The sequence below is a fragment of the Psychromonas sp. KJ10-5 genome, from assembly GCF_055808325.1.
The window spans coordinates 1518769-1543062 of the sequence record NZ_CM147864.1; the positions used below are offsets into that span (position 1 = coordinate 1518769).

At 37.7% G+C, this 24294-nt stretch carries 22 protein-coding genes; 9 read left to right on the forward strand and 13 right to left on the reverse strand.

Features of this window, described 5'->3' with window-relative positions; genetic code table 11:
* Positions 1 to 3: 3 nt before the first annotated feature.
* Both AC0L3W_RS06800 and AC0L3W_RS06805 read right to left on the reverse strand, forming a co-directional pair.
* Positions 4 to 1449, reverse strand: a complete 1446-nt coding sequence (locus tag AC0L3W_RS06800; RefSeq protein WP_409439334.1) for a bifunctional diguanylate cyclase/phosphodiesterase — start codon at positions 1447 to 1449, stop codon at positions 4 to 6.
* 138 nt (positions 1450 to 1587) lie between these two features.
* Entirely contained in the window at positions 1588 to 2178 is a 591-nt protein-coding gene (locus AC0L3W_RS06805) for a glutathione S-transferase family protein (RefSeq protein ID WP_409439333.1), read from the reverse strand.
* Between the two features lie 462 nt (positions 2179 to 2640).
* Between AC0L3W_RS06805 and AC0L3W_RS06810 the strand changes: the two genes are divergently transcribed.
* Positions 2641 to 3633 carry an XdhC family protein gene (locus AC0L3W_RS06810; protein ID WP_409439332.1) on the forward strand — a complete coding sequence of 331 codons (993 nt, stop codon included), beginning with the start codon at positions 2641 to 2643 and terminating at the stop codon, positions 3631 to 3633.
* Positions 3630 to 4322 carry a nucleotidyltransferase family protein gene (locus AC0L3W_RS06815; protein WP_473574835.1) on the forward strand — a complete coding sequence of 231 codons (693 nt, stop codon included), beginning with the start codon at positions 3630 to 3632 and terminating at the stop codon, positions 4320 to 4322. Before AC0L3W_RS06810 ends, AC0L3W_RS06815 begins: the two co-directional genes overlap by 4 nt.
* A gap of 79 nt (positions 4323 to 4401) precedes the next feature.
* On the opposite strand, the gene AC0L3W_RS06820 is transcribed toward AC0L3W_RS06815, so the two are convergent.
* Genes AC0L3W_RS06820 through AC0L3W_RS06830 form a run of 3 tightly spaced genes read right to left on the reverse strand, consistent with a single transcriptional unit; the run spans position 4402 to position 8488 of the window.
* Complete coding sequence (locus AC0L3W_RS06820) at positions 4402 to 6705, reverse strand: xanthine dehydrogenase family protein molybdopterin-binding subunit (protein WP_409440418.1); 2304 nt, start codon at positions 6703 to 6705, stop codon at positions 4402 to 4404.
* Entirely contained in the window at positions 6689 to 7168 is a 480-nt protein-coding gene (locus tag AC0L3W_RS06825) for a (2Fe-2S)-binding protein (RefSeq protein ID WP_290037749.1), read from the reverse strand. The genes AC0L3W_RS06820 and AC0L3W_RS06825 overlap by 17 nt, the downstream gene beginning before the upstream one ends.
* Before the next feature lie 18 nt (positions 7169 to 7186).
* Positions 7187 to 8488 (reverse strand): c-type cytochrome, encoded by a 1302-nt coding sequence (locus tag AC0L3W_RS06830; RefSeq protein ID WP_409439330.1) that lies wholly within the window; start codon positions 8486 to 8488, stop codon positions 7187 to 7189.
* Positions 8489 to 9254: 766 nt separating this feature from the next.
* Here AC0L3W_RS06830 and AC0L3W_RS06835 point away from each other — a divergent pair.
* The 4 genes from AC0L3W_RS06835 to AC0L3W_RS06850 all read left to right on the forward strand — a co-directional run bounded on the left by AC0L3W_RS06835 (position 9255) and on the right by AC0L3W_RS06850 (position 13151).
* Positions 9255 to 10400, forward strand: a complete 1146-nt coding sequence (locus AC0L3W_RS06835) for an alcohol dehydrogenase family protein (RefSeq protein WP_409439329.1) — start codon at positions 9255 to 9257, stop codon at positions 10398 to 10400.
* A 104-nt stretch (positions 10401 to 10504) separates the two neighbouring features.
* Positions 10505 to 11344, forward strand: a complete 840-nt coding sequence (locus AC0L3W_RS06840; RefSeq protein WP_409439328.1) for a hypothetical protein — start codon at positions 10505 to 10507, stop codon at positions 11342 to 11344.
* A gap of 123 nt (positions 11345 to 11467) precedes the next feature.
* Positions 11468 to 12046, forward strand: a complete 579-nt coding sequence (locus AC0L3W_RS06845; RefSeq protein WP_409439327.1) for an acyl-CoA thioesterase — start codon at positions 11468 to 11470, stop codon at positions 12044 to 12046.
* 328 nt (positions 12047 to 12374) lie between these two features.
* Positions 12375 to 13151, forward strand: coding sequence for a haloacid dehalogenase type II (locus AC0L3W_RS06850; protein WP_290037740.1), 777 nt, complete (start codon positions 12375 to 12377; stop codon positions 13149 to 13151).
* 90 nt (positions 13152 to 13241) lie between these two features.
* Here AC0L3W_RS06850 and AC0L3W_RS06855 read toward each other — a convergent pair whose 3' ends face one another.
* From AC0L3W_RS06855 to AC0L3W_RS06870, 4 genes are all read right to left on the reverse strand, one after another.
* A complete protein-coding gene (locus AC0L3W_RS06855; RefSeq protein ID WP_290037739.1) occupies positions 13242 to 13751 on the reverse strand; it encodes a 3'-5' exonuclease family protein in 510 nt (169 codons plus the stop codon).
* Positions 13752 to 13808: 57 nt separating this feature from the next.
* Positions 13809 to 14228 (reverse strand): DUF4174 domain-containing protein, encoded by a 420-nt coding sequence (locus tag AC0L3W_RS06860; RefSeq protein WP_409439326.1) that lies wholly within the window; start codon positions 14226 to 14228, stop codon positions 13809 to 13811.
* Between the two features lie 82 nt (positions 14229 to 14310).
* Positions 14311 to 16020, reverse strand: a complete 1710-nt coding sequence (locus AC0L3W_RS06865; protein WP_409439325.1) for a bifunctional protein-serine/threonine kinase/phosphatase — start codon at positions 16018 to 16020, stop codon at positions 14311 to 14313.
* Between the two features lie 39 nt (positions 16021 to 16059).
* Positions 16060 to 16872 (reverse strand): formate/nitrite transporter family protein, encoded by an 813-nt coding sequence (locus AC0L3W_RS06870; protein WP_290037733.1) that lies wholly within the window; start codon positions 16870 to 16872, stop codon positions 16060 to 16062.
* 529 nt (positions 16873 to 17401) lie between these two features.
* Between AC0L3W_RS06870 and AC0L3W_RS06875 the strand changes: the two genes are divergently transcribed.
* On the forward strand, positions 17402 to 17941 hold the full coding sequence (locus AC0L3W_RS06875) for a PEP-CTERM sorting domain-containing protein (RefSeq protein WP_290037732.1): 540 nt from the start codon (positions 17402 to 17404) through the stop codon (positions 17939 to 17941).
* A gap of 63 nt (positions 17942 to 18004) precedes the next feature.
* Here AC0L3W_RS06875 and AC0L3W_RS06880 read toward each other — a convergent pair whose 3' ends face one another.
* Complete coding sequence (locus AC0L3W_RS06880; protein WP_409439324.1) at positions 18005 to 18415, reverse strand: hypothetical protein; 411 nt, start codon at positions 18413 to 18415, stop codon at positions 18005 to 18007.
* A gap of 594 nt (positions 18416 to 19009) precedes the next feature.
* Between AC0L3W_RS06880 and AC0L3W_RS06885 the strand changes: the two genes are divergently transcribed.
* Together AC0L3W_RS06885 and AC0L3W_RS06890 are read left to right on the forward strand one after the other, a co-directional pair.
* Entirely contained in the window at positions 19010 to 20557 is a 1548-nt protein-coding gene (locus AC0L3W_RS06885) for an alanine/glycine:cation symporter family protein (protein ID WP_409439323.1), read from the forward strand.
* A 384-nt stretch (positions 20558 to 20941) separates the two neighbouring features.
* A complete protein-coding gene (locus AC0L3W_RS06890) occupies positions 20942 to 21508 on the forward strand; it encodes a hypothetical protein (protein ID WP_409439322.1) in 567 nt (188 codons plus the stop codon).
* Between the two features lie 23 nt (positions 21509 to 21531).
* Here the strand turns inward: AC0L3W_RS06890 and AC0L3W_RS06895 are convergent, their stop codons facing one another.
* The 3 genes from AC0L3W_RS06895 to AC0L3W_RS06905 all read right to left on the reverse strand — a co-directional run bounded on the left by AC0L3W_RS06895 (position 21532) and on the right by AC0L3W_RS06905 (position 24264).
* Entirely contained in the window at positions 21532 to 21792 is a 261-nt protein-coding gene (locus tag AC0L3W_RS06895) for a YrhK family protein (protein WP_290037725.1), read from the reverse strand.
* A gap of 375 nt (positions 21793 to 22167) precedes the next feature.
* On the reverse strand, positions 22168 to 22944 hold the full coding sequence (locus tag AC0L3W_RS06900) for a DODA-type extradiol aromatic ring-opening family dioxygenase (protein ID WP_409439321.1): 777 nt from the start codon (positions 22942 to 22944) through the stop codon (positions 22168 to 22170).
* A gap of 870 nt (positions 22945 to 23814) precedes the next feature.
* Positions 23815 to 24264, reverse strand: a complete 450-nt coding sequence (locus tag AC0L3W_RS06905; protein ID WP_290037723.1) for a DoxX family protein — start codon at positions 24262 to 24264, stop codon at positions 23815 to 23817.
* Positions 24265 to 24294: the final 30 nt, after the last annotated feature.

Sequence of the window (24294 nt, forward strand, 5' to 3'; positions counted from 1 at the left end):
GGGTTAAGCTTCATTTCGCTGTGGCTTAATGACCTCTGCCAAACAAATTTGATCTCTACCCTTTTGTTTTGCTTGATACATAGCTTGATCAGCACGCATCAGTAATGACTCAATTGACTCTCCACTTTGATATATAGCTAAGCCGGCACTAAACGTTAAATTAACAAAAACATCATCGCCTATCTCAATGCTTTGCTGTTGCAATTTTTTACGTAAGTTATTAGCCATTTGTAAAGCACCAGCTTCACTTGAAACAGGCATCGCAAAAATAAACTCCTCTCCACCAATGCGTCCACAAAAATCAGTTTCTCGGCCTAACTCTTTAATTATACTGGAAAAGCCTTTTAACGCATGATCGCCTGCAATATGCCCCCATTGGTCATTAATATATTTAAAATGATCAATATCAATAAAAATAATAGTGAGATTGTATCCTGCCCGACTAGACATTTTAGCTTGTTCGTTTAATCGTTCTAACATTGCTCGCCTATTTAACAAGCCAGTTAATTCATCAGTACTCGCTAATAATAATAACTCTTGTTCAGAGAGTTTCTTATAAATTAAAAAACTTAAAGTATCCGCTAATATCCCCATCAAAATATAATCATCTATACAAAATGGTTCAGTCGGTTTGTGGCTTGAGAAGTTGACTGTCCCATATAACTCCCCATCAACCTTGATCGGAGTTCCAATATAAGATTCCAGCTGAAAATTCTGATAACAAGGGTGATCTTTAATGTCGCTTTGCGCCGTAAAATGAAACCCTATGGTTTTATCGGCTTGCAATGTATGAACACAGTATGTGCCTGAAACATCAAAACAAGTAGAGGGTTGCAGCTCTTCATTAACATCAACACAACTTTCAACAATATAATCACTCCCCGTGATATGCGATATTATCGCGATTTCAAAACCAAAATGGTTTAACCCAATATTTAATAGCCTATCTACACGTTGGTCATAATTTAAATCAACATTAGACGTAATATTATGGATTTGTTGTAATGTGTCTAAGGACTGTTCAGCAGAACGTGCTGAACGGATAATGGCAATATAACCAACCACTTCACCTAAAGAAGAGCGCATCGCAGCACTAGTGGTTAAGCCTAGAAACTGTGCTCCGCCTTTACGTTGATAACTGACACGATAAGTATTGGCAGTTGCTTGGCTATCAGGGTTAAAACGTTTATTTCCCTGCTCCAAAAAGTCTGATTCATCAGCATAAAGCATCTTTGTTTGATGGCCATATAGTTCTTGTTTTTGGTATCCAAACAACTCTGCAAAGGTATTGTTCATATAGATCATTTTTCTTTCTGTATTCGCAACTAAAACGGCTTCAGAAAAATTATCAAACATTTCCGTTAATAACGTCAGCTGTAACATATCTGTTTTAAAATCAAACGTATTAAACAATATTTTATTTGAACTCTTGTTGTGTTCTTCATCCATAAATACACCTTAAAAAGTATCAGGCCTAAAAGAAACTGATCCCTGTCTTAATAATCTATACCATTAAATATATTATAAGCTTAATGGTATTACCTTAATGCTAGCCCTTTTTTAATCAATCAATGACTAAATAATTGATTAATTTATACCTTCTTGTAGCATCATTGTTTGTACTGCATCACGTTTTAACATTGCTTGATAATGGTCATTAATGTGTGTCCAATCCTGTGCTCTACTCGTGTAACATCGACTCCAATATGCAATCATAAACAGATGAAAATCTGCACCGCTCAAGGTATCACCTAATAACCAAGGACCATTACTTGATAACTCCTTATCTATAATGCTCCAACAATGAGAAAGATCTAACGCAGCTTGTTCAACGACCTCTTGAATCGCATTTTCAGTACTAACAAACTGTTCAGGATGAGCCCAACGATCAATCGCCTCTTGCAATGTATTAGTCATCCATGACATATATTGATAATAAATACCGCGTTTTGGAGAATTTAAATCAGGCGCTAATCTCGACTCGGGATATTGATCTAATATATACATTAAAATGGCAGCTGACTCATAAATGATTTGCCCATTATGTAATAACGTAGGTACCTTACCATTGGGGTTGATTGCTAAGTATTCTGCTGATTTTTGCATCTTTTTTGACAGGTCTATTTCAACCATTTCATAATCAATATTTAATTCTTCAAAAATTGCATGGCTTGCCATATTGGCACCGCCTTTATCCCAATATAAAGTGTAAATAATCTTGTTCCTTTTTATTGTATTTTCAATTGCGACTGTTCAAGGTTTTGTTTAACTATATGAATAGTCGAATTAAATATTATACATAAAAGTAGTGATGATTATTAATAAGCAATAGAGATAGAACATATATCATCTATATATGACTTTAATACCAAATAATTAGTATGAATAAAGATAGCCCGCAATAAAGTTTTTTCAATATTTAAGCGTTTTTAATTACTGCAGATTTAAAGAGTAGACTAAAAAACATGATAAAAGTCTCGAATTATCGTAACATTACCAGTTACTAAGCATATTTAATTGTATGCTTATTTTTACTACAATTTATGAGTCATCAATAGAAGAAGACACATTATAAACTGTTCATAATGAATAGATATTCAGCAAAATAGCATCATATATACAACAGTGTATTGGAGTTTAATGGCACACCATATTGAAGATTTATTAGCGCAGTGGAAGTTATTCCCTAATGATAATTGGGTGCTTGCAGTGATTACTAAGATCCAAGGTTCATCTTATCGAAAAACTGGAGCCATGATGTTATTTCATGGTTTGGGTAAGAGTATTGGTTTAGTCAGTGGAGGTTGCTTAGAAGGTGATTTACTGCGTCATGCACAACGTTCAATTCAACAAGATCAAGCCATTAACGTCACTTACGATGCCAGTGATGAAACTGATGCCAGCCACCAATTAGGTTGTGGCGGTATTGTTGATTTATTATTAATACCGGTGACGCCAAATAATAAATACTTACACTTAGAAACACTTCGACAACAATTAGAAAGCAGCCAATGTGAATTTCGCATCCCGCTAGTTGAAACGGGCACCCCCTCAGCAGCAGTTAACGTACAAGTCGTAGCTATTGATATCAAAAAGAACAATCTAAAAGCATCCGTCAATAGTGTACCCAATTCAGGATTAAAAATACTTAATATCCCTTTTAGGCCGCGCTTTCATTTAGCTATCTTTGGCGGTGGCTTAGATGCACAACCTTTAGCTAAATTGGCTTTACAATTAGGTTGGAAAGTATCTGTATTTGACCAACGCAGTAGTTATGCACATCCCATTAATTTTGTGGATGCAAAGATAATTAAAGATCCTATTTCATCATTACAACCATCTCACCTTAATAAAGTCGATGCGGTTGTTGTTATGCAACATAATCTAGGTTTAGATGCACTAGCAATAAAATTGGTTGCCACCAGTAGCCCTGCTTACATTGCTCTACTCGGTCCACGCCATCGGAGAGACCAAGTATTCGCTAAGGCACAAGTTAGTTTGTCGGATTTTTCTAGTTTTTTCTCTGCGCCAGCTGGATTTGATATCGGAGGAGAGCTACCTGAGTCTATTGCTTTAAGCATTCTAGCGGAGTCTCATGCGGTCTTACACGGTAAGTTAACTAAAACAAAATGAAAGATCTAACCATTAAAAAAATTAGCCTAATCTTATTAGCGGCAGGCCAGAGTCGTCGCTTTAAGGGTATCAAATTAATGCAGCCAATTACCGCAATTGACCATAATGGGGAACAAGTCACTCAACCACTATTGTTACATGGCTTAAATAAACTTAAGGCCCTATCTAATTATCTACAGTCTTTGAATATTGAAAGCCAAATCATTGTTGTCTTAGGCTCTCATCAAGAGAAATTACAAGATTTATTACCTAATTCCACTCAGGTTGTGATTAATAAAAACAGCCATGAAGGGTTATCCACATCAATAAAAGCAGCCATAACAGCCAGTTACCAAATTGATGCCAGCGATATGTTATTAACCTTGGGCGACCATATAGGAGTTAGTATTGATAATTACCAACAGTTAATTGACCTTTGGGTGCAAACCCACCTTAACGTCTGCTCATATTATCAAAATCAACTCGCTGCACCGGCCATCTTTAACCAAAGGCATTTCAATGATTTAAATCGATTGCAAGGTGACCAAGGAGCCAAGCCTCTGTTACAAAAACTAGCAGAAACCGAACAATTGAAAACATTAACTTTAGCTAATGGTATTCATGATATTGATACAGAGGAAGATCTATCAGCTTGGCAACAACAGTTTTTATCTATTACGATAAAAGACAGCCATACTAAAGAAGATTAATAAAAGTAGAAAATAGAATAAAAAAGTGTGCTGCTAAATACTGTATTAGCAATAGTTAACAGCACATTAGTCATTTACTTTAGATTTGGCTCAATGCCGCTCTTAAGTCTTTTGGCTTCATTGGTAGTTTACGTAATCGTACACCCACTGCATTATAAATTGCATTAGCAATCGCAGGAGCAACAGGCGTTACCGCAGGTTCGCCCAAACCAGAAGGTGGATATTGGTTAACCATAAACTCAATCTTCACCTCAGGGGCTTGTGCTAAACGTAATGGTGTATACGTATCAAAGTTATCATCTTTGTATTGCCCATTAAGTAGCTCTGTCCCTTCGTATAAAGCCATTGAAAGTCCCCATAAAGCAGCCCCTTGGCACTGTGCTTCAGCCCCATTTGGATCAACAATAATGCCTGCATCAATTGCAATCACTAACTTTTCTACATCTACCAAGCCATTTGCTTTGTCTACTTTAACTTGTACACCGCAAGCCACCCAAGTAGGCATTTCACGCTCTTGACCAAAGGTAGAAGCAATACCTATACCGCTATTTTCCGGCTGTTCACTGCCCCAGCCAATCATTTCGCCAGCTTTCTTCAATACAGCAGCTTGTCGTGCAGCACCACCTTCAGCAACAGGTGTTGAGCCAGCGTTACGCCCTTCTGCGATCAACATATCCAACCGGAATTGCAATGGATCTTTACCTGCATGATGTGCAGCTTCATCCATAAAGCTTTCAACTGCCCAACCTGTCCAACCAGGCCCTACTGAACGTAACCAACCCGGTCTAAAGGTAGCCATTGCTAGATCATTAGAAATCGCACGTACTTTTTGAGCTCCAACTTGATACCAATGGTCTGCACCAGCAATCGAGAACGGATCATAGGGCTCATCATTAACCCCTTTAGGCATAAAACCAGGTGCTAAAGCTTGAGTTGGCCATCCCGCTGCGGCGTGGTGTTCCATACCAATCACAGATTTATTTTCATCAAAGGCCATTTTTAATTGTTGTACCGATGCTGAACGCGCACTATCAAATTGTATATCTTGTGCACGGGTCAATATCATTTTAACAGGAGCCCCACCCATTGCTTTCGAGGCTAACGCAGCAGGTACAGTATAGTCACCATTTAATCGACGACCAAAGCCGCCACCTAGCATATAACTGCGCAGTACGATGTTTGCTTCATCTTCAGCTAATGCTTTAGCTAAAACAGGCAAAGTTAATGATTGCCACTGACACCCCGAATGCACTTCCCAAATTCCATCAGGATTTTTAAATACTAATGCGTTCAGCGGTTCCATTTGCGCGTGTAATACAGTATCAGTAATATATTGTTCAGAGATATTGCTACTTGCTTTAGCAAAGGCACTTTCTGTATCAACATTTCCAGTATCTAAAATACTGCCTTTGCTTTGGTCATCAATCAGGGTTTTACCATGATTAATAATGTCCGCTTCTGAAACCTTGGTGGTTGCGCCAGCATCCCAAGTTACTTCAACCAATTTTGATGCTTTTTGTGCCGCTATAAAACTGCTTGCAATCACCATTAACCAGCCAGTTACACTTTCACTCGGGTCATCCAAAATAATGGTTTTTTGGTAGCCTTTAACCTGCTGTGCAGCGGTATCATCAATACTGACTACTTTTGAGCCATATCGCGTTGGTGGCAAAATTGGATTGGCATAAACCATTCCTTCAACTTTTGCATCGATGCCATAAATAGATTTACCATTGGTTTTATTGGCAATATCTAATGAAGGAACTTGCTTCCCCACCAGCTTAAGATCTTGGTTCGGTTTAAGTGGTAATGTTTTTAATTCATCTTCGGTGAATTGACGGGTTAACCCTAACTCCACTAACTTCCCATAACTGATCTCACCTTTGCTAGACACTATCTTACCGTCTATTGCTTGACACTGTGCAGCAGGAATTCCCCACTTTTTAGCTGCAGATTCAATCAAAGCGATACGACCGGCAGCACCAGCTTTACGATACACAGGCCAACTTTGTGACACAGACCAGCTGCCGCCAGTTACCATAAAACCCCAGCGGGGATCACTGTCTACATGAATAATTTCAATATCATCCCATGACGCTTCAAGCTCATCAGCTAAAATACGTGCGATGGCGGTACCAACATGTTGACCCATTTCAGATCGAATAATGTTTACTTTGATTTTTCCTGCCGTATCGATGGAGTACCATAAAGACGGTTCATAAACATCCCCTTCACTTGGTAAAACTTTACCATCAGGAGACGCAGGGTTCATTGCAGCTAATAAATGACGTGGAAAACCAAAGCTCATTCCCACTGAGGTCATCGCAATTAAAAAACCACGACGAGTAATACCTCCAGATTTACCTTTAGATATTCTGCTCATCATTATGCTCCTTAATTTTATTTGCTGCTTCATGGATCGCATCACGAATACGAATATAAGTCATACAACGGCATAAATTACCGCCCATCACTGCATCAATATCCTTGTCAGACGGGTTTGGAATATCTTTTAATAAGGCCGCTGCCTGCATGATTTGTCCAGATTGACAATAACCACATTGCGGCACTTGAATTTTCTTCCAAGAGATCTGTAATGGGTGATCATCTTTCTCAGCTAAACCTTCAATAGTGGTGATTTCAGCGCCTTCAACAGATGAAACTGGCGTGATACAAGAACGTGTTGCACGTCCGCCCACATGTACGGTACAAGCACCGCAGGTACCAATACCGCAACCGAACTTAGTACCGGTCATCTCTAATTCATCACGTATAACCCACAATAGAGGCGTATCGCTTTCAACATCGGCGCTCTTTAATTCACCGTTTAATATAAATTTTGCCATGATTACTTCTCCAGTGAATTAATGCTCAAATCGAGGTTGGTTTCGAATCTCACCGACTTGCTCAAGCAACTTAGGCCAACTCTCTTCCCCTGCCGCTTGACGTAAATAAGCGGCTATCGATGCGACATCTTGATCACTTAATGCATTTCTGAAGCCAGGCATAACAACGCCATGGATTCCTTGGTCACTACGTACACCATCTAACATGATATTAACTAAATTAGTTGGTTTATCGAGGTGAGTAGATGAACCCAAAGTAATTAATGGGCGACCTTTAACAATAGTTTCACTACTGTAATGACAAGCCTGACAGGTTGTCGCATATAATCTAGCACCTTCATCAATACGAAGATCCGCTTGTTTATGCTGTGCTGCAATCGCTGACTTTAACGACTCGCTAGTACTTGGGTCGATACTTTGATCTGTTCCATTGTTAGCAGCAAAATACACACTAATAGCTTCAATATCACTATCAGGTAAAGCGGATAAACCTTTATGCATCACTGGAGCCATTGGCCCTGCGGCACTGCCATGATAAGGCGAATTGCCAGTTGTTAAATATTCATAAAAATCTTGTGCTCGCCAAGGGATCGGCGACGTACTGGTTTCAGTTAACGACGGTGCAATCCAACCATCTATAGCAGCACCTTGATACATTTCATCATACTTTTCACCACCTAATGCATTACGTGGAGTATGGCAAGCACCACAGTGGGCAACGCCTTCAGCAAGATAAGCACCACGATTCCATTGTTCAGACTGTGCGCTATCTTTAACAAATTGCCCTGTATCGGCAAAAAGTAATTTCCATCCTGCTTGTAATGCACGGATATTTAAAGGAAATGGGATACCATTGTCTTTTTTAACTTGTTCAACGGCTGGTATTGAGGTCATGATATACGCATAAATTGCATTAATATCTTGATCGCTCATTTTGTTGAAGTGTTCATAGGGGAAAGCGGGCAATAGATGATGTCCATCACGACTCACACCTGTACGCATAGCGCGCATAAATGCTTCTTCAGACCAACTACCAATGCCGGTTTTAACATCCGGGGTAATATTACTGGAATAGATGGTGCCAAACTCAGTATGCATCTCATAGTTACCTGCATATTCTTGACCACCTGGTGGTGTATGACAGGTACTACAATATCCAGCAGATGCTAAGATCTTACCTTGAGCAATAACTTCTGGGGAATAATCCTTGGTCAACGGCGGGGTAACGGGATCAATTGATGAGTTCCAAGCATATAAACTAAATAGACCTAAACCCAGCAACGATGCTCCGCAAACGCCTATTACGATGCGTTTCAACATAATGCACAGCCTTTTTTTGAATTTAATAGTGATAAGGAGTTGATTTTAAAGCGCACTCTCCTTGTTTGGCTTTGTAAGACAGCAGTAATGTCATCAGTATTTTGTCCAGAAATACCGGCCATTAGCCATTAGTGTTTTAAATATTTGTTGTTAAAAGGAAGTGTTCAAATAGAACACTTAAACAAACATGGGCACATAAAAACAATAAATTACAAACGTAGTATAATGGTAGTGTTAATAAAATGTGAAAGCAACCTCTGAGAATCATATAAACGCTAGCCGCCTGCTTATTAGACAGAATAAGTTGTACAATTGCCCCTCGTGACGAATTTAACCTTAATACGGCACAAAAAAGTAAATCAAACCTGTATTTACAAAGGGCTGATTTACATTAATTTCAATAACTCGTTAATGTGCCACATATTTTCCTGAACTCCCTATCACTAGCAGTCTTGCCTAATAATTGAGTTAACTGTCAAGTATTAGATATCAGCTGAGGGCAATTACCCTCAACTAAGGTTAAATAATCCATTCCCTGTTAACTTACTGGCAATGCGTGTAAGCTTATAAAAGAGAACACCTATTTATCCAAGATAACTAAGTCGAACAGACTAATATCTATTACAAACCGAACGACTCCACCCCGTTCGGTTTTTTATTAGGTGAAATTGATACTACCGATATCTATTAATTTGAAGATAATTTAACTGGCTATTTATTATGGTTAACTTCAACAAATCGGTAACAATATAAGGAATATATAACAGTGGCTAAACTTGATCGATTCGACCTAACCGATGCAGCATTAACCATGAAAGCAGTGGTAACAACCGGTAATGGTGGCTATGAAAAATTAGATTACAGAGATGTACCTGTTCCAACACCAAGCACAGGAGAAGTACTGGTACAAGTCCTTGCCGCTGGTGTTAATAACACAGAGATCAATACTCGTTTAGGTTGGTACTCCTCAAAAGTAACACAAGGTACAGAAAACTTAACCAGCAATGAAGATGAGATGAGCGACGCAGCAGAAACAGCTGATGGCGGCTGGAATGACGCAACACCTTTCCCATTTATTCAAGGTACAGACTGTTGTGGTCGTGTGATTGCCGTTGGTGAAGGTATCGACTCTGCATTAATTGGCCAGCGTATTTTAATCCGCTCTTGTATTCGTTCGAACGGTTGGGATTCATTAGAAAACATCTGGATGGCTTCTGACTTTGATGGTGCATTTGCTCAATTTGTTAACATCGCCGCTTCAGAAGTATTCCCAATTGACTGTGATTGGAGTGATGCTGAACTAGGTACTATCCCTTGTGCTTACGGCACTGCAGAAAACATGATTCATCGCGCAGGTGTAGACCAAAATTCACATGTGTTAGTAGCCGGAGCATCTGGTGGTGTGGGTTCTGCCGTAGTACAACTGTGTAAGCGCCGTGGAGCAAAAGTCACTGCGATTGCTGGTAAAAGTAAAATTGACCAAGTTAAAGCATTAGGCGCCGACACGGTTATTGAGCGCAATGATAGTGTTTTAGACATTTTAGGTGAAAAATCAGTAGACGTGGTTATCGATAACGTAGCTGGCGATGCATTCCCAGAAATGACTGAGGTCTTAAAACGTGGAGGACGTTATGCCTCTTCAGGTGCTATTGCGGGTCCTATGGTAAACTTAGATATGCGTACTATGTACCTTAAAGATCTAACCTTAATAGGCTGTACAGCATGGGATGAACCTGTATTTCCAAATCTTATTGGTTACATTGAACGTGGTGAAATTAAGCCATTACTAGCTAAAAGCTTCCCATTATCTGAGATTGAACAAGCACAACGTGAGTTCACCGAAAAACATCATGTGGGTAAATTTGTATTGTTACCACCAGCAATGACAGAGCAGCAAAAAAGTCATTTTTAATTAAACAATATTTTTACTTCCCATCAGCCCTGCTTTATCAATCGTGATAAAGCAGGTTACCGGAGAACATTCATTACTACACTAAGTAGCAATCTGAGGTATACATGCTTTCAACTTTTAAAGCGACTATCTGCAAAGCTTTTAAACGTCTAGACACCATCAAAAATCAGAACCCCAATCTCAATCAACAAACCTGGTTTGAGATCCAACCCTGTTCCACAATCAATATGTTTGGCAAACAGGTAGTGATCACTCAACCTAGCTCCTCATTCCTTGTTTATCTTCTAGGCGTGTTAACGACTTCGGTAGGCATCTATTATCTCGCCATAGAAGATGGCCATATGTCTCGTATCTTATGGGGCTGGTCCTTGATTCTTTGGGGTGTTGGTGCATTGATTGCCGGAACTAGCTATCAGGCCTTTGGCTATCAATTGAAATGCCAAAATCGTTCAGTTTGTCGTTGGACAAGTTGGTGGGAAGTGATTTACATGATGTTCCAACAGGTAAGTATGAACATCATGCTGGTTGCAGTATGTTACTCTTGTACTGATGGAAACCTACTAGCTGCATCAATTATTTATGCTATTACCTGCAGTATTATTTATATTGTACTGACCTTTATTGGTGGTTTTAAACCCATAAAATCTTGGATCACCTTTGAACGTATGGTGCTATTTTGCGCACCTATCATGTTCTTTTTTATGGGACTTAATGGCTGGCGCTACTTTACATTAGGCACAACAGTTGATCTCGCCTTACTTGGCTCTTGGGCTTTAATCTGGTTAACTATGATCCTATTTTGGATATACGATTATCTAGGATGGACAAACAAACTCTGGAAAGCAAAACGCATTTGGTTCTCTGAAAACGATGTATTGCATGTTGTTTTAATTATTTGGGCTATTTACCTGATCCCGATGGCAGAATATATTGGGGATCTGTAAGCTGTTACAGAAAACTAAATTTATTTATAACTCACTTGATACTAATAGGGATGTTTTATCGATCAACGAATACCATTCGCAATAGGATCGACTCAATGAATGGTGCACTCTCACTTGGAGAATATGATGAAATCAATCAAACCCATTGATAGAAAACAAGTAAGACCCACTGACGCTTACGTCGAAGATAATATGGAACCGAAGTCAATCGCCTTCAGTAGTATCACTGTGGTACAACAAATGATGGATGCCGATGCTAATATCGCTGGTAATGTACATGGTGGTTCAATTATGAAACTGGTTGATAACACGGCTTGTATGGTAGGAATGCGACACACGGGCGGTAATGCCGTAACCGCTTCTTTAGATCGTCTTGATTTCCACTCGCCTGTTTATGTAGGTGACATTCTACGTATCAAAGCGAGTGTCAATTATGTCGGGGCAACTTCGATGGAAATTGGAGCACGTGTTGAGGCAGAAGCAGTGCTAACCGGAGAAGTTCGTCATACCGCTTCTGCTTATTTAACCTTTGTCTCTCTTGGTCCTGATAGTAAACCTCGTCAAATTCCTAAAATAATCTGCGAAACCGACAGAGAAAAAGCCCGCTTTGCTGCGGCATTAGTTCGCAAAAAGAAACGCTCAGAAGCGATAAAAGAAGCACGCGAGCAGCGAGAATTACAACAACAAAAAAACAATATCTAACTACCATTTCAAATTTAAACACAAATGGCTATTTACAGAACTCGCCACATTAAATAGCCAATACTAGCCATTCAACTTAATTCATGAAAAGAACATGAATATTGTTCAAAAACTATCTATTTACTTTAAATTTTTACCAATATTCACTTATTGATGAAATTTATAAAATCTATTTCGGTCTTTAAAAGGTAGTGAGAATTTCTCTATTGTTTAGACACATATTTAAATCAGCGCTCTACACAATAAAAAGTGCAGGTTGCGTATTTAAAGTAATCAACTTAATAGCTCACTGCTTTTTTAAACTTTCAACCTAATAGGTAATTATTAAATGATAAAACTTAAGTCCTTTATATTCAGCTTGGTCATTTCGACCATTTTCACTTCTCCATTAGTACATGCCTCACCAACCGAATCGCACCAAAAAATGATACCTAAAGTTATTTTTTTTGACGTTAATGAAACACTATTAAACTTAGATAACGTTGGAAAATCTGTTTCTAAAGCCCTTGGCGGCCGAGATGAGTTAGTACCATTCTGGTTTACAACCATGTTGCACTATTCTCTAGTAAGTAATGAGACGGGTGAATACCATAGCTTCGCTGAGATCGGTATTGCCTCATTGGAGATGATAGCGAAACAACAAAATATTGATTTAACACCAGAGCAAGCAAAAACAGCGGTATTAACCCCTTTTAGAGATTTAGCACCTCATGCTGATGTCGTCGAGGGCTTAACCAGAATTCGTGCACTAGGCTATAAGATGATCACATTAACCAACTCATCAGATGCAGGTATTGCAGCACAGCTTAAAAATTCAAACCTAGCACAATATTTTGATGGTTCATTAACGGTTCAAAATCTACAAACATTCAAACCTGATTTAAAAGTATATCAATGGGCTGAAAAAGAGATGGAAGTTGCACCTGAAGATGCGATGTTAATTGCCGCACATGCTTGGGATATTGCAGGCGCTGATAAAGTAGGCTGGAAAACAGCTTATATTCTCCGTCCAGGAAAAGCATTGTATCCACTTGCTAATAAACCAGACCTAACAGGCAAAGATTTAATTGAGATTGCCAAGCAATTAGAAGCTGATGCTAAATAATACAAATTGATGGAATAGCCTAAAAGCATCTAATCCGGTATTTACCGGATTAGATGCGACTAAACCACTTAGATAAATTAACTAGCACATTTAATTTGTTTCTTTAACTAACGCATTAGTTTGACGATAAGTTTCTTGTATTACCCAAGCATCATTAGTTGCTCTGTGGCGTTGAATTTTAGTTTGAACAATAATTTTATCTTTGGTTTCATGCCAGATTTTCATCTGCTGTTCCGATAAAATCATCTCCAATGGACTGACATCAAACTTCATTTCTACACCTGATGCATGAAATAAGCGAATCAACCAAGGTTTATCCACTACCCAACCATCTGAATATAAGGTCATTCCAGCCAATATTTCATTTAGTTTATGCGCGACTTCGGCAACAGGTTTTCCATAACGTTTTAATGTTTCTCTTGAAATTTTATGGACTTGCTCTGCTTCCTCATTCCAATAATCCCAGTTTTTTGAAGGAGAGATTAAAGTACAAAATTTAGTTCCATCACTTAATACTAATCCAACCTCAATAGGGTAACTTTCACCTCCAAAACCAGAGGCTTCTATATCAATAATATTAGGATTTCCTGTTGGTTGCATAGTGTTTCCTGTTACGTTAAATAATAAAGATACGCTTGATCAATAATTCATTCATACTCACTTATTGCGACTCATTTCTTGTTGTCTCATGGGCATTAAATCTATATTTGAAAACAGTAATTGCAATTCAAATGTGTCAGCCTGTGTTTTAATTCCACCATCTTTACCTATCAATAAAACAGGGTATTTATCCAGAGGGAAATTATCTTTTGTACTATCAACAAACTGCTCAGATATCCCGCCACTATAATTGCTGATCACTTGTCTATCTTTAACGATAAACCATACAATATGACGATCGATAACAGCTTCATTGTACTTAGTAAACAACTGTTGGTTACGTGTATCGTCTTCACTTGATAACAATAAAATAACGCGATATTTCCACCTTAGATCACTGATATTATTTAATTTTTTTGCTGAAGAAGCACAGCTAATGGTAGCCACCATAACAAGTGACAGTAATAAATATTTCATCAGGAAACTCTCTCTTAATTAGGTTCATATTCATAGGCTAAACTCAACATTTAAGGGCGTATTTGAAGAACATTAAGACTTATTATCTGGTTAATAATAATCCAACAATAATACACAACAGCAGCACACTCATACCTTGCCAAAAAACAACGGGTTGCCGCTCTATTAAAGGAGCACGTGCTTTTGCTAAAAATTGTTTACTTGGATGCCTTAAATCGTACATAAATTCAGAAAGCACTTTATAACGATTTTTAGGCTCTATTTGTAACGCACGTTGTAAAGTGTCATCAACCCACAAAGGTAATTCTGAATCTGCATTAATAATGCTTCGATAAGGCAATTTTCGCTGTGCCGATAAACTTCTACTTTGTGCAATATCCGCTTTATAAGGAAACTGTCCAGATAGCATCTGGTAGGTAATCACTGCAATAGAATAAATATCCGACGCAGCAGAACCCCAATCCCCTAAAAAATACTCAGGTGCGGAATAACGCATGGTACCGCGCAGCACTTGCTCATGTTCCATATAACTAACACCAGCAATATAAGTAGAACCAAAATCAATAATTTTTACCGTATTATCACTATCAATCATAATATTTTGCGGGCGTAAGTCTTGATGGATCATCTCCTGTCGATGGAATGCTTGTACCCCTTTCACGACTTGCTCAATAATAATACGAACTTGTTCTAAACTAGGATTAGGGTTATCGATCATCCATTGGTTGAGCGAAATCCCATCTATATATTCACTCACCAAATACACAAAGTTTTGTTTACGATTTGGTATAATCGTTTTGGCAACGTGTGGGTTATTAATACGCTTTGCAACCCACTGCTCTAACATAAAATGTTCAAGGTATTGTTCATCACTACGCATGTCAATTGAAGGTATTTTAATCACTACATATGCATGACTAGTAAGATCTTTTGCTAGAAAAACATGGCTGCGACTACTTATATAGAGTTCTCGTAAAATTTCATAACCATCAAAATGCATTCTTGGTGCTAAATGTGGTGGCATAGGTAACTGTGTTAATTGATGTACTTCATCTAATTGATAATCGGACGTACTATTAATTCTTACAAGTTGAATACTTAAATTATCGTCACTTCCCGCAGCCATCGCCTCCACAATAATATCTTCTGCTGCTTCCTCTAGAGTTTCTTTATTATTTACAATTGTCGATATCCTGCGTTCATCAATAAACTCAAACACGCCATCTGTTGCCAGCATAAATAAATCATCTTTTTCTATTGATAAACTTGAATAATCAATAGGCAAAGTTTTATCAATACCTAAAGCACGAGTCAGATAACTAACATCATCTGATACGTGTAATCGATGATCTTCTGTTAATTGTTCTAGCCTGCTGCCAACTAGACGATAGATACGACTATCGCCTGAATGAAATATATGCGCAGTATTTGACTTCAACACTAGCGCGGTAAAAGTACAAACATAGCCCTTGTTTTTATCAAAACGATTGGGGCTATCTAAAGTTTGTGCATGTAACCAAGAGTTAATGGATTTAAGTACGGTTTGCCCAGCGCTTTTTACTGACCACGTATCAGCAGTGCAATAGTAGTCAGACAAAAAATTAGACACTGCGGTTTCACTGGCTATTTGACTCACTTGGCTAGAGCTAATGCCATCAGCCATAGCGAGTACAATACCTTTCGTACTTAATAAAGGCTCTTTGGGTACACGGTAACCAATATAATCTTGATTAATCGATTTGATACCTTTATCGGTTGCACTACCAATAGAAACACTCAATGGTAAACTCACTGTACCTCCACGTATTAAATGCCCCAAAGTCCTTAACAATTAACGAATTTTACGTTCTGCAGAAGTTTTAACATGCGTGTAGTAAAGTGGTAAACCCACTAAACATAAACCACCTACTAAATTACCTAGCACAGTTGGTAACTCATTCCATAACAGATAATCAGTTACTGTAAAGTCGCCCCCCATAATCATCGAAAAAGGAAATAGAAACATATTCACGATAGAGTGCTCAAAGCCCATGTAAAAGAACAACATGATCGGCATCCACATAGCTGCCATTTTACTACCAGCTGAAGTAGAGATCATCGCCCCCACTACTCCCATTGATACCATCCAGTTACATAACATGCCGCGAATAAAAATAGTGAACCAACCACCTGCTCCATGTGCTTGGTAGCCTAAGGTTCTTGACTCACCAATAGTCGCGACTTTTGCTGCAATCGCACCACCGTCCGTGGCGTAACCTAGCGTTAGAATAAATGACATTAAAAACGCAACCGTAATGGCACCAAAGAAATTACCAATAAATACTAACCCCCAGTTACGCATCACCCCTGCAAAGGTAACACCAGGGCGTTTATCCAGTAACGAGAGAGGTACCAAGGTAAATACTCCGGTGAGCAGATCGAACTTCATAAGATACAACATGATAAATCCAACTGGGAATAGGCAGGCCCCGAGAATCGCACTACCGGTTTTTGTGGCAACAGTAATCGCAAAGACGGCAGCTAAGGCTAAAATAGCTCCCGCCATAAAAGCCCTAATTAACGTATCCTTTGTTGACATATAAACTTTAGATTCACCTGCATCAACCATTTTGGTAACAAATTCACTTGGCTCTAAATACGACATAGCTATCTTTCCTTAGATTAATTTAAAAACAATAACTTACACTTAACCAAAGCACAAAAAGTGCCAAAAAATTAAGTCATTGATTTATAATAAATTTATTAAATAACAGAAGAATTTCTAATGTGAAATAGGAGTTTTATTACCAATACAAGTGAAAATCGCACCAAAACAGAGCGGAAATACTTCTAAGGTTTAACATAAATAAAATGTAGATTTAGTCATGTGCTAAGCATCTGGTGTCGGAAAAAATTACACAAAATAACATTACCCAATTAAATCAATAGATTAGATTAACAACAATTTTAATGTCTCTCCCCCTTTAGATATAACCCTTGAGAGGTGTTTTTTATAAACCTTAAACTAATAAAACACGATAAAATTTAATGTCGGTAAAATTTACACTAAAAATATAATTACCAATAAAGCCATAAATAACAGTAACTTAAGATGTGGTATGTTATTTGCTTTTCCTGAACTGCTATTGATAATAGCGCTTAACATTATTCTCAATTTAAAAAGGACTTTTAAAATGAAAAAAATTATCGGTTTAGCAGCATTATTGTTTGCAGTTAACTGCAATGCCGCATTAATAACCTTTGAGCCAACTAGCGCAAGTAATAGTGGTGCACTTATTACTTACGATAACGTGATTACACCTACCACTATTACAGGTGATGCTATTTTTACGTTAAATGTTAATGGGGACTTTAATTCAAGCTATGAGTATGCCGATTTACTATTAGATGGGTTTAGCTTAGGACGTATTCTAGATGGTGATAGCGGTAATGATCTATTTGATTTTACTAATGATACCGGTAATCAATCAGTATCAACATCAACAGGAGTCGCTACTATCTCTGAATCTATTTTCTCATCACTAATCAGCGATGGCTTTCTGAATTTCTCTTTTGATGCAAGCTCAGACGTAAATTGTTGCGGTACAATTAACCAACTATCTGGAAGCATCTCTTTTACGGAAACGACTTCCGTACCAGAGCCACTACAAATCGGCTTATTGGGATTAGGTTTACTTGGATTAGTTAAACTGAGAAAAAGAGAGCAAGGTTAACAATTTCTATGAATCCACCAACCGCAGCAATTAATAGGTGCGATTGGTGGATTATTTGCGCCGTTACATCGAGGCTAATTGGCCATTAATATCGCCACCAGTATTAGCAATGGTTTGAATACCATCATCATTTAAATCAACTTGTTTTCCAGTATGCTCAAAAATAGCTTGTTGAATCTTCTCGTTAGTTACTTCGCCTTCAATTTTAACTAGGTTATTATTATCTAGCCCTTTAGAAGCTGAACCACCCGGTAGATAAATAGTGCCATTATTGAAGTCAACAGCAAAAGCAATCACCCCCGGAACCAGAAAAAATAATAAGCCAATGGCATTTAATGCAACGATACTAGCATCGAGTTGACCAGCACTTTGCCCTTTCCTTTCTGGTTTGAGGATTGTGCCACAACCAGAAAGTTGAATACTCAAACCTACTATCAATGGCAATGCAATACTCTTTTGTATATTAACTTTCATAATACTCCCTTTGAAATTGGCTACTTACTATTATTAAACTATCTTTTGTTTGAGTAAAAAGTTTCTATATCTCTTATGGCATAGAAGCGATACTAAAGTTCAACCCTCTCTTTGTTATTAAGTTAAAAATGACGATTCATAACCTCGTATTATTTGCATTTATAAAAAATATTAAGGTCTTAAATGTTTGCACATCCTTTGGTAATACGAATAGATTGCTTAGAAAGTTTACGAGTGATTAATTAATAAACGATAATTAACTAATAAAAATATTTTGAATAAATAACAACAACCTCTAGTACATCCGCGTGATCTACATCACATAATATTCAATAAAAACTCGTATGATTAAAAAGGAGTAAACTTATAACACTTAAATATGATCTACTTTATAGCAAGTTAAATTAAGTCAGTTTCGCTTATCAGTTTTAATGATTTAGTTTTTTATTCTAATATTTTAAATATAACAGCATAAAAAACTATTTAGGCGATTAAAGAACTTGAATTTTAGTTAATGAAACTGAACAAAAGCACTTACACTATTAAGAAGAACAAGGATTTGTTTTAAAACAATAAAACCACAAGGAAGTAAATATGAATAAAACACGCAATCTCTTATCTGTCTTTTTATTAGCATTTAGCACAACAGCTTTTGCTGATGAGGCCGGTTCATTTAGTCAAACCATTGCAAGCTTCAGTGAAACTGTTGACGGATTTTTCAATGATTACACAGGCTGGTTTGTTGGCTTGATCTTCAAAAGCGTTCCAGTAGGCGAAGCTAATTTCCCATTAATTGTAGGCTGGCTTTTAGTAGCAGCATTAATCTTCACACTTTACTTTGGTTTTGTGCAGTTTAGACGTGCAGGCATGGCGATTGATATCGTAAAAGGTAAATACACAGATCCTAATTCAAAAGAAGAAGGTGAAGTATCTCACTTCCAAGCATTAACCACTGCTCTATCTGGTACGGTTGGTTTAGGTAACATCGCAGGTGTAGGTGCAGCACTTGCTATCGGTGGCCCAGGGGCAACATTCTGGATGATCCTATGTGGCTTATTAGGTATGGCTTCTAAATTCTGTGAATGTACGCTAGGTGTTAAATACAGAACAATTTTACCATCAGGTGCCGTTTCAGGTGGCCCAATGTATTACTTGAGCCAAGGTTTAGGCGAGAAAGGTCTAGGTGGTTTAGGTAAAGCATTAGCGATTGGTTTTGCATTGATGTGTATTTTAGGTTCACTTGGTGGCGGTAACATGTTCCAAGCTAACCAAGCACACGCAATGTTAACTTACGCATTTGATGTACCAAGTGAGTACGGTATTATTACAGGTGTGGTATTAGCTGCATTAGTATTCTCAGTAATTGTTGGTGGCATGCCTTCGATTGCTTCTGTAACTGAAAAAATAGTTCCATGGATGGCTGCATTATACGTTGGTATGGCACTAATCGTTATTGGTGTGAACATCGGTCAAGTTGGTCCAGCATTCGCAGCTATTTTTGAAGGTGCGTTCACAGGTGCTGGTGTTGTTGGTGGTTTTGTTGGAGCATTAATTCAAGGTTTGAAACGTGCAACTTTCTCTAATGAAGCTGGTGTCGGTTCTGCTGCCATTGCCCACTCAGCAGTAAAAACAAAAGAACCAGTTACTGAAGGTTTAGTATCATTACTAGAACCATTCGTAGATACAGTAGTTATCTGTACTATGACTGCATTAGTTATTACTATCGCCGGCTTAAACGTTGCTCCATTTGATGGTAGCGGCTTAACGGGTGTAACACTAACAGCCGCTTCGTTTACTGAAACAGCAGGTGTATTTAAATACCTATTAGCACTAGCAGTAGTAATGTTTGCTTTCTCTACTATGATCTCATGGTCGTACTACGGATTAAAAGCTTGGACTTACTTATTCGGTGAAGGCAAAGGGACAGAATTAGTATTCAAAATTATGTTCTGTGTGTTTGTTGTAATCGGTGCAACTATTCAGTTTGGTGCAGTAATTGACTTCTCTGACGCAGCTATCTTTGCAATGTCTATCTTTAACATCATCGGTCTATACTTCTTAATGCCGGTTGTTAAAAAAGAACTACATTCATTTATCGCTCGCGTTAAATCAGGTGAGATAAAAAGCTACGATACAAAATAATCAAAGCTTAAAATAAATATGCGACCTACTCGTCGCACTTAATAAAAAACTCACTTCGGTGAGTTTTTTTGTATATGATGTTTAATCCAACACTGTGAATTGGTATTGATCATCACTATAAAAAGAAAGCTAAATAAGCAGGGTTAACACCAATTATATTGAATAATTAATTTAAATTTTGCCTAGAAAAAATGGATTAGTTTAACATGCAGTTGATCCTTTCGAAGATTAACTTCGTTAACCACCTATTGGAAAATTAGCGAAATGGTGTTAATTCTTTAATGGTTATCGCTTTGCGAAACTTGCAACCAAAAATAAATTATTTTAACAAGCAAAACAGATCAGTTAATGAGTAAGCTTGGTATAAATATACAAGGATAGTATATGAACCAGAATGACACCTTCATCGTCGATTTAACCCGAACCCTGCTCAAAGATGGGCCTAAGTTTTTATCACATAAAGTTATTATAAATGGCGATATTGCTTATTTACGCCCAACTATCACAGCTATGTTGTTTTGTGTCGTTTATATTGTGGTGGGCATTTTTTTAATAGGCTTAGCCACTTACCAGCTGATCATTTCAACCAAGTATGACCTTGCTATTTTTGTTGGAGGTTTTGGTATTGCGATAGGCACTTTTGGGATATCGCTAATCCAGCCCTTTTTAAGCCGTGCTACCTTTAATAGAGTATCCGGTGTATTTAACAACCACAAAGATCGTAACGTAAAATTACATCATATTGTCTCTTTGCAAATCAACAATAAAATGATTCAACGGAAGCATGCTATCAGCTATGCCTGTTATGAATTAAACCTATTAACAGAACATGGCCGACGCATTAACATTTTAAATCACAACGATCTCATTCAAGTAATGCACGATGGGCATATATTAGGTTTATTTTTAGGAGTTGAAGTGCTTGATTGTCGTCGTGAGATCATTTTGTAATGCCTCACATCAAACGGTATTAGCTAAGTAGCCTTTTTAAAAATTTTATTAACGTGTACTAAACTTAATAGCTTAATAACAGGTTTAATAATTAACTGAGCACTACCAACAATAAATAGCCAAGTGCCACTTTCAATCAGTGCATCGTTGAGGAAAAAAACACTACCTATCAAAAACCAAATGGCAATAAATAGATCATTAAATGCACCTAAAGCTTCGTACCTACGTTGTATCGCTATATGTCGTTGTCCTATATCTAGGTCAAATTCATTTTTGTTATCCACTAATACTCCTCAAATAATTTGATCACAGGCTTGAAATTAACTTCCATCATAAATATGAAGTGGCTGGCAATAAAGAGATTATTTATGGTTGGACTAAATAAAGCAGCCCAAATTAAGCCCTGCTTTGCTAAAAACGATTAACGAACAGATAAAGCTATCAATATGTCCTCTAAAAAGAACCTAGTATTATCGCTATCGTCGGTGCGAGAAGGAATAGAACTACCAGCTGCAATGCAATTGGCTTTATGAGCTCATCTCAGTTAGTCAAAAGTTAAACATTTATACGGAAAATTTCCTACACAATGGAGCAGTCAACTGATTTCATTAGGTTTTTAGTCGATAACGGCAATAAATAAAAGGTCCCTGCTTGTTGATTTACGTCCCCCAAATATAGCTTTCCATGGATATAGTATGATGCAATATTGGGCTTTTTAAAACATGAACCTGTTCATTAGGCTCACTGGCAGCTAATGCGATAATTAACGGTAAATAATGATCTGAGCTTGGATGTGATTGCCTATAAAAATTTGATGTTTCAGGGTGTTTAATAGCTGTAATATCGTTTTTTATTATTGCTTCTCTCACCCAATCCTGAAAGCCTTGTGCATAATCAGCTACTAGATCATGTGTCATGCGTAACTCGTATAAATTATGAGTAACACTACCAGAACATATAATCGCAATGTTTTGCCTTCTTAGTTGTTTTAATATTTCACCAAGTTGTTGCAGACTATCAACACTATAATCAGCATTCAAAGATACTTGTATAACAGGTTTATCACCAGCAGGTCGAAGATGACGTAATGGGATCCAAACGCCATGATCCCAACCTCGAACATTATCAGCTTTACATTCAATGCCATTATCACGCAATAACGTTATCACTTTAGTTGCAATCACAGATGAGCCTAACGCGGGGTACTGTAACTCATACAAGGCTTGTGGAAAGCCTCTAAAGTCGTAAAGAACTTCAGGATGTTCACTGGTTGTAATGTAGTTTCCTTGGGTTATCCAATGAGCAGAAATAACAATAATTGCCTGTATATGATCAAAATGTGTCGATTGTTTAGCAAGTTGCTTTTCAGCTAAACCAGAGTCAATGGCAAACATCGGTGAGCCATGACTTATAAACATCAAAGGAGCGAAATTCATAAACTTTCCTATCAATACTTAAACCAAACCATATCGCGGCCTTTTGGCACAATCATCGAAGGGTTTAACACCTTAATTGAATAATACCCAACTTAAGATGGGCTATGCGCGTATTCTTTGCAAAAACATCGAGCTTAAATAACCATTTTAAGTAAGTTGATAAATGAGCGCCATCAGCTATTAAAGTTTGCTTTAAATAAACCGGATAACCGACATAAAGCGAGTCAGCGTTACCATTAAACAAATATCACTTTCAATAAACTATTCTTAGACGCACAATGAAATGCTTCAAAATATTCCTTTAAAGAGTTTAAGCTAGCACAGACCACACAAATGCAGCTTCGTCATGAGTTAGCTGATCTGAAGCAAAAACAGCACGATAAACACCATTATTTAGGCTGCCACAAATACTACCGATGAAAATGTCTATCTATTGATGTAATTCAACTGGATATAAATTAATTAATATTGCGAAAATCATCATTAAAAATACATAAAGTGTCGTCAGACTGATTATTAATAATGCTGTTATTCTTACACTTTCAGATTGTAGAAACCATTGAATATCCTGCATGTTCAAAAAGGTCATAGTATAGAGCGATGTGCAAAATCAGTTAACGCAGGTTCCCCCTTCCTCACTATTAATTAACCAACACTTATAAGCGCAGGCCATAATCGATTGCAGTATGAGGAACATCATTTTGCCCAGTAAAACCTGTGTTATTTAATAAAACGACTTGTACTATCTTGATTCTGTAGCGACTCTCATTTGCGTTCCAATACACTATTAACCACCGCCCTTTCCTACGAAGGCCTCTAACATTCATCAGAGGCCTAATATATTGTTAATCCAGAGCTGCGGCCTATTGATTATTTACCCAATAGTGTTGCTAATCGGTTATCAATAGAGAAGCGCCCGGCACCTTGAAACGTTAACGCTAAGGTTGCCGCAAATAAAGTCAACGCATACTCGATACCGCCATTACTTATAAATAAACCATTACTGATATGCGCAGTAAAAATAGCCACCAGCATAGTAAAGGCGATCAATAGTGCAGCAGGACGGGTTAATAAACCTAAAATCAATGCAATACCACCAAAGAATTCAGCACTACCAGCCAATAAAGCCATCAAGAAACCCGGTGCTAAACCAATACTTTCCATCCACTGTCCTGTCCCTTCAAGCCCATATCCTCCGAACCAGGCAAACAGCTTTTGTGAGCCGTGAGCAACGAGTATCAGGCCAACAGGAATACGAATGATCAATGACCCTAAACCTGCATTTGTTTTAAGTACTTTGTTGATGAATTGCTTATTCATTATTTATCCTTGGTATTAATTTAATGAGTT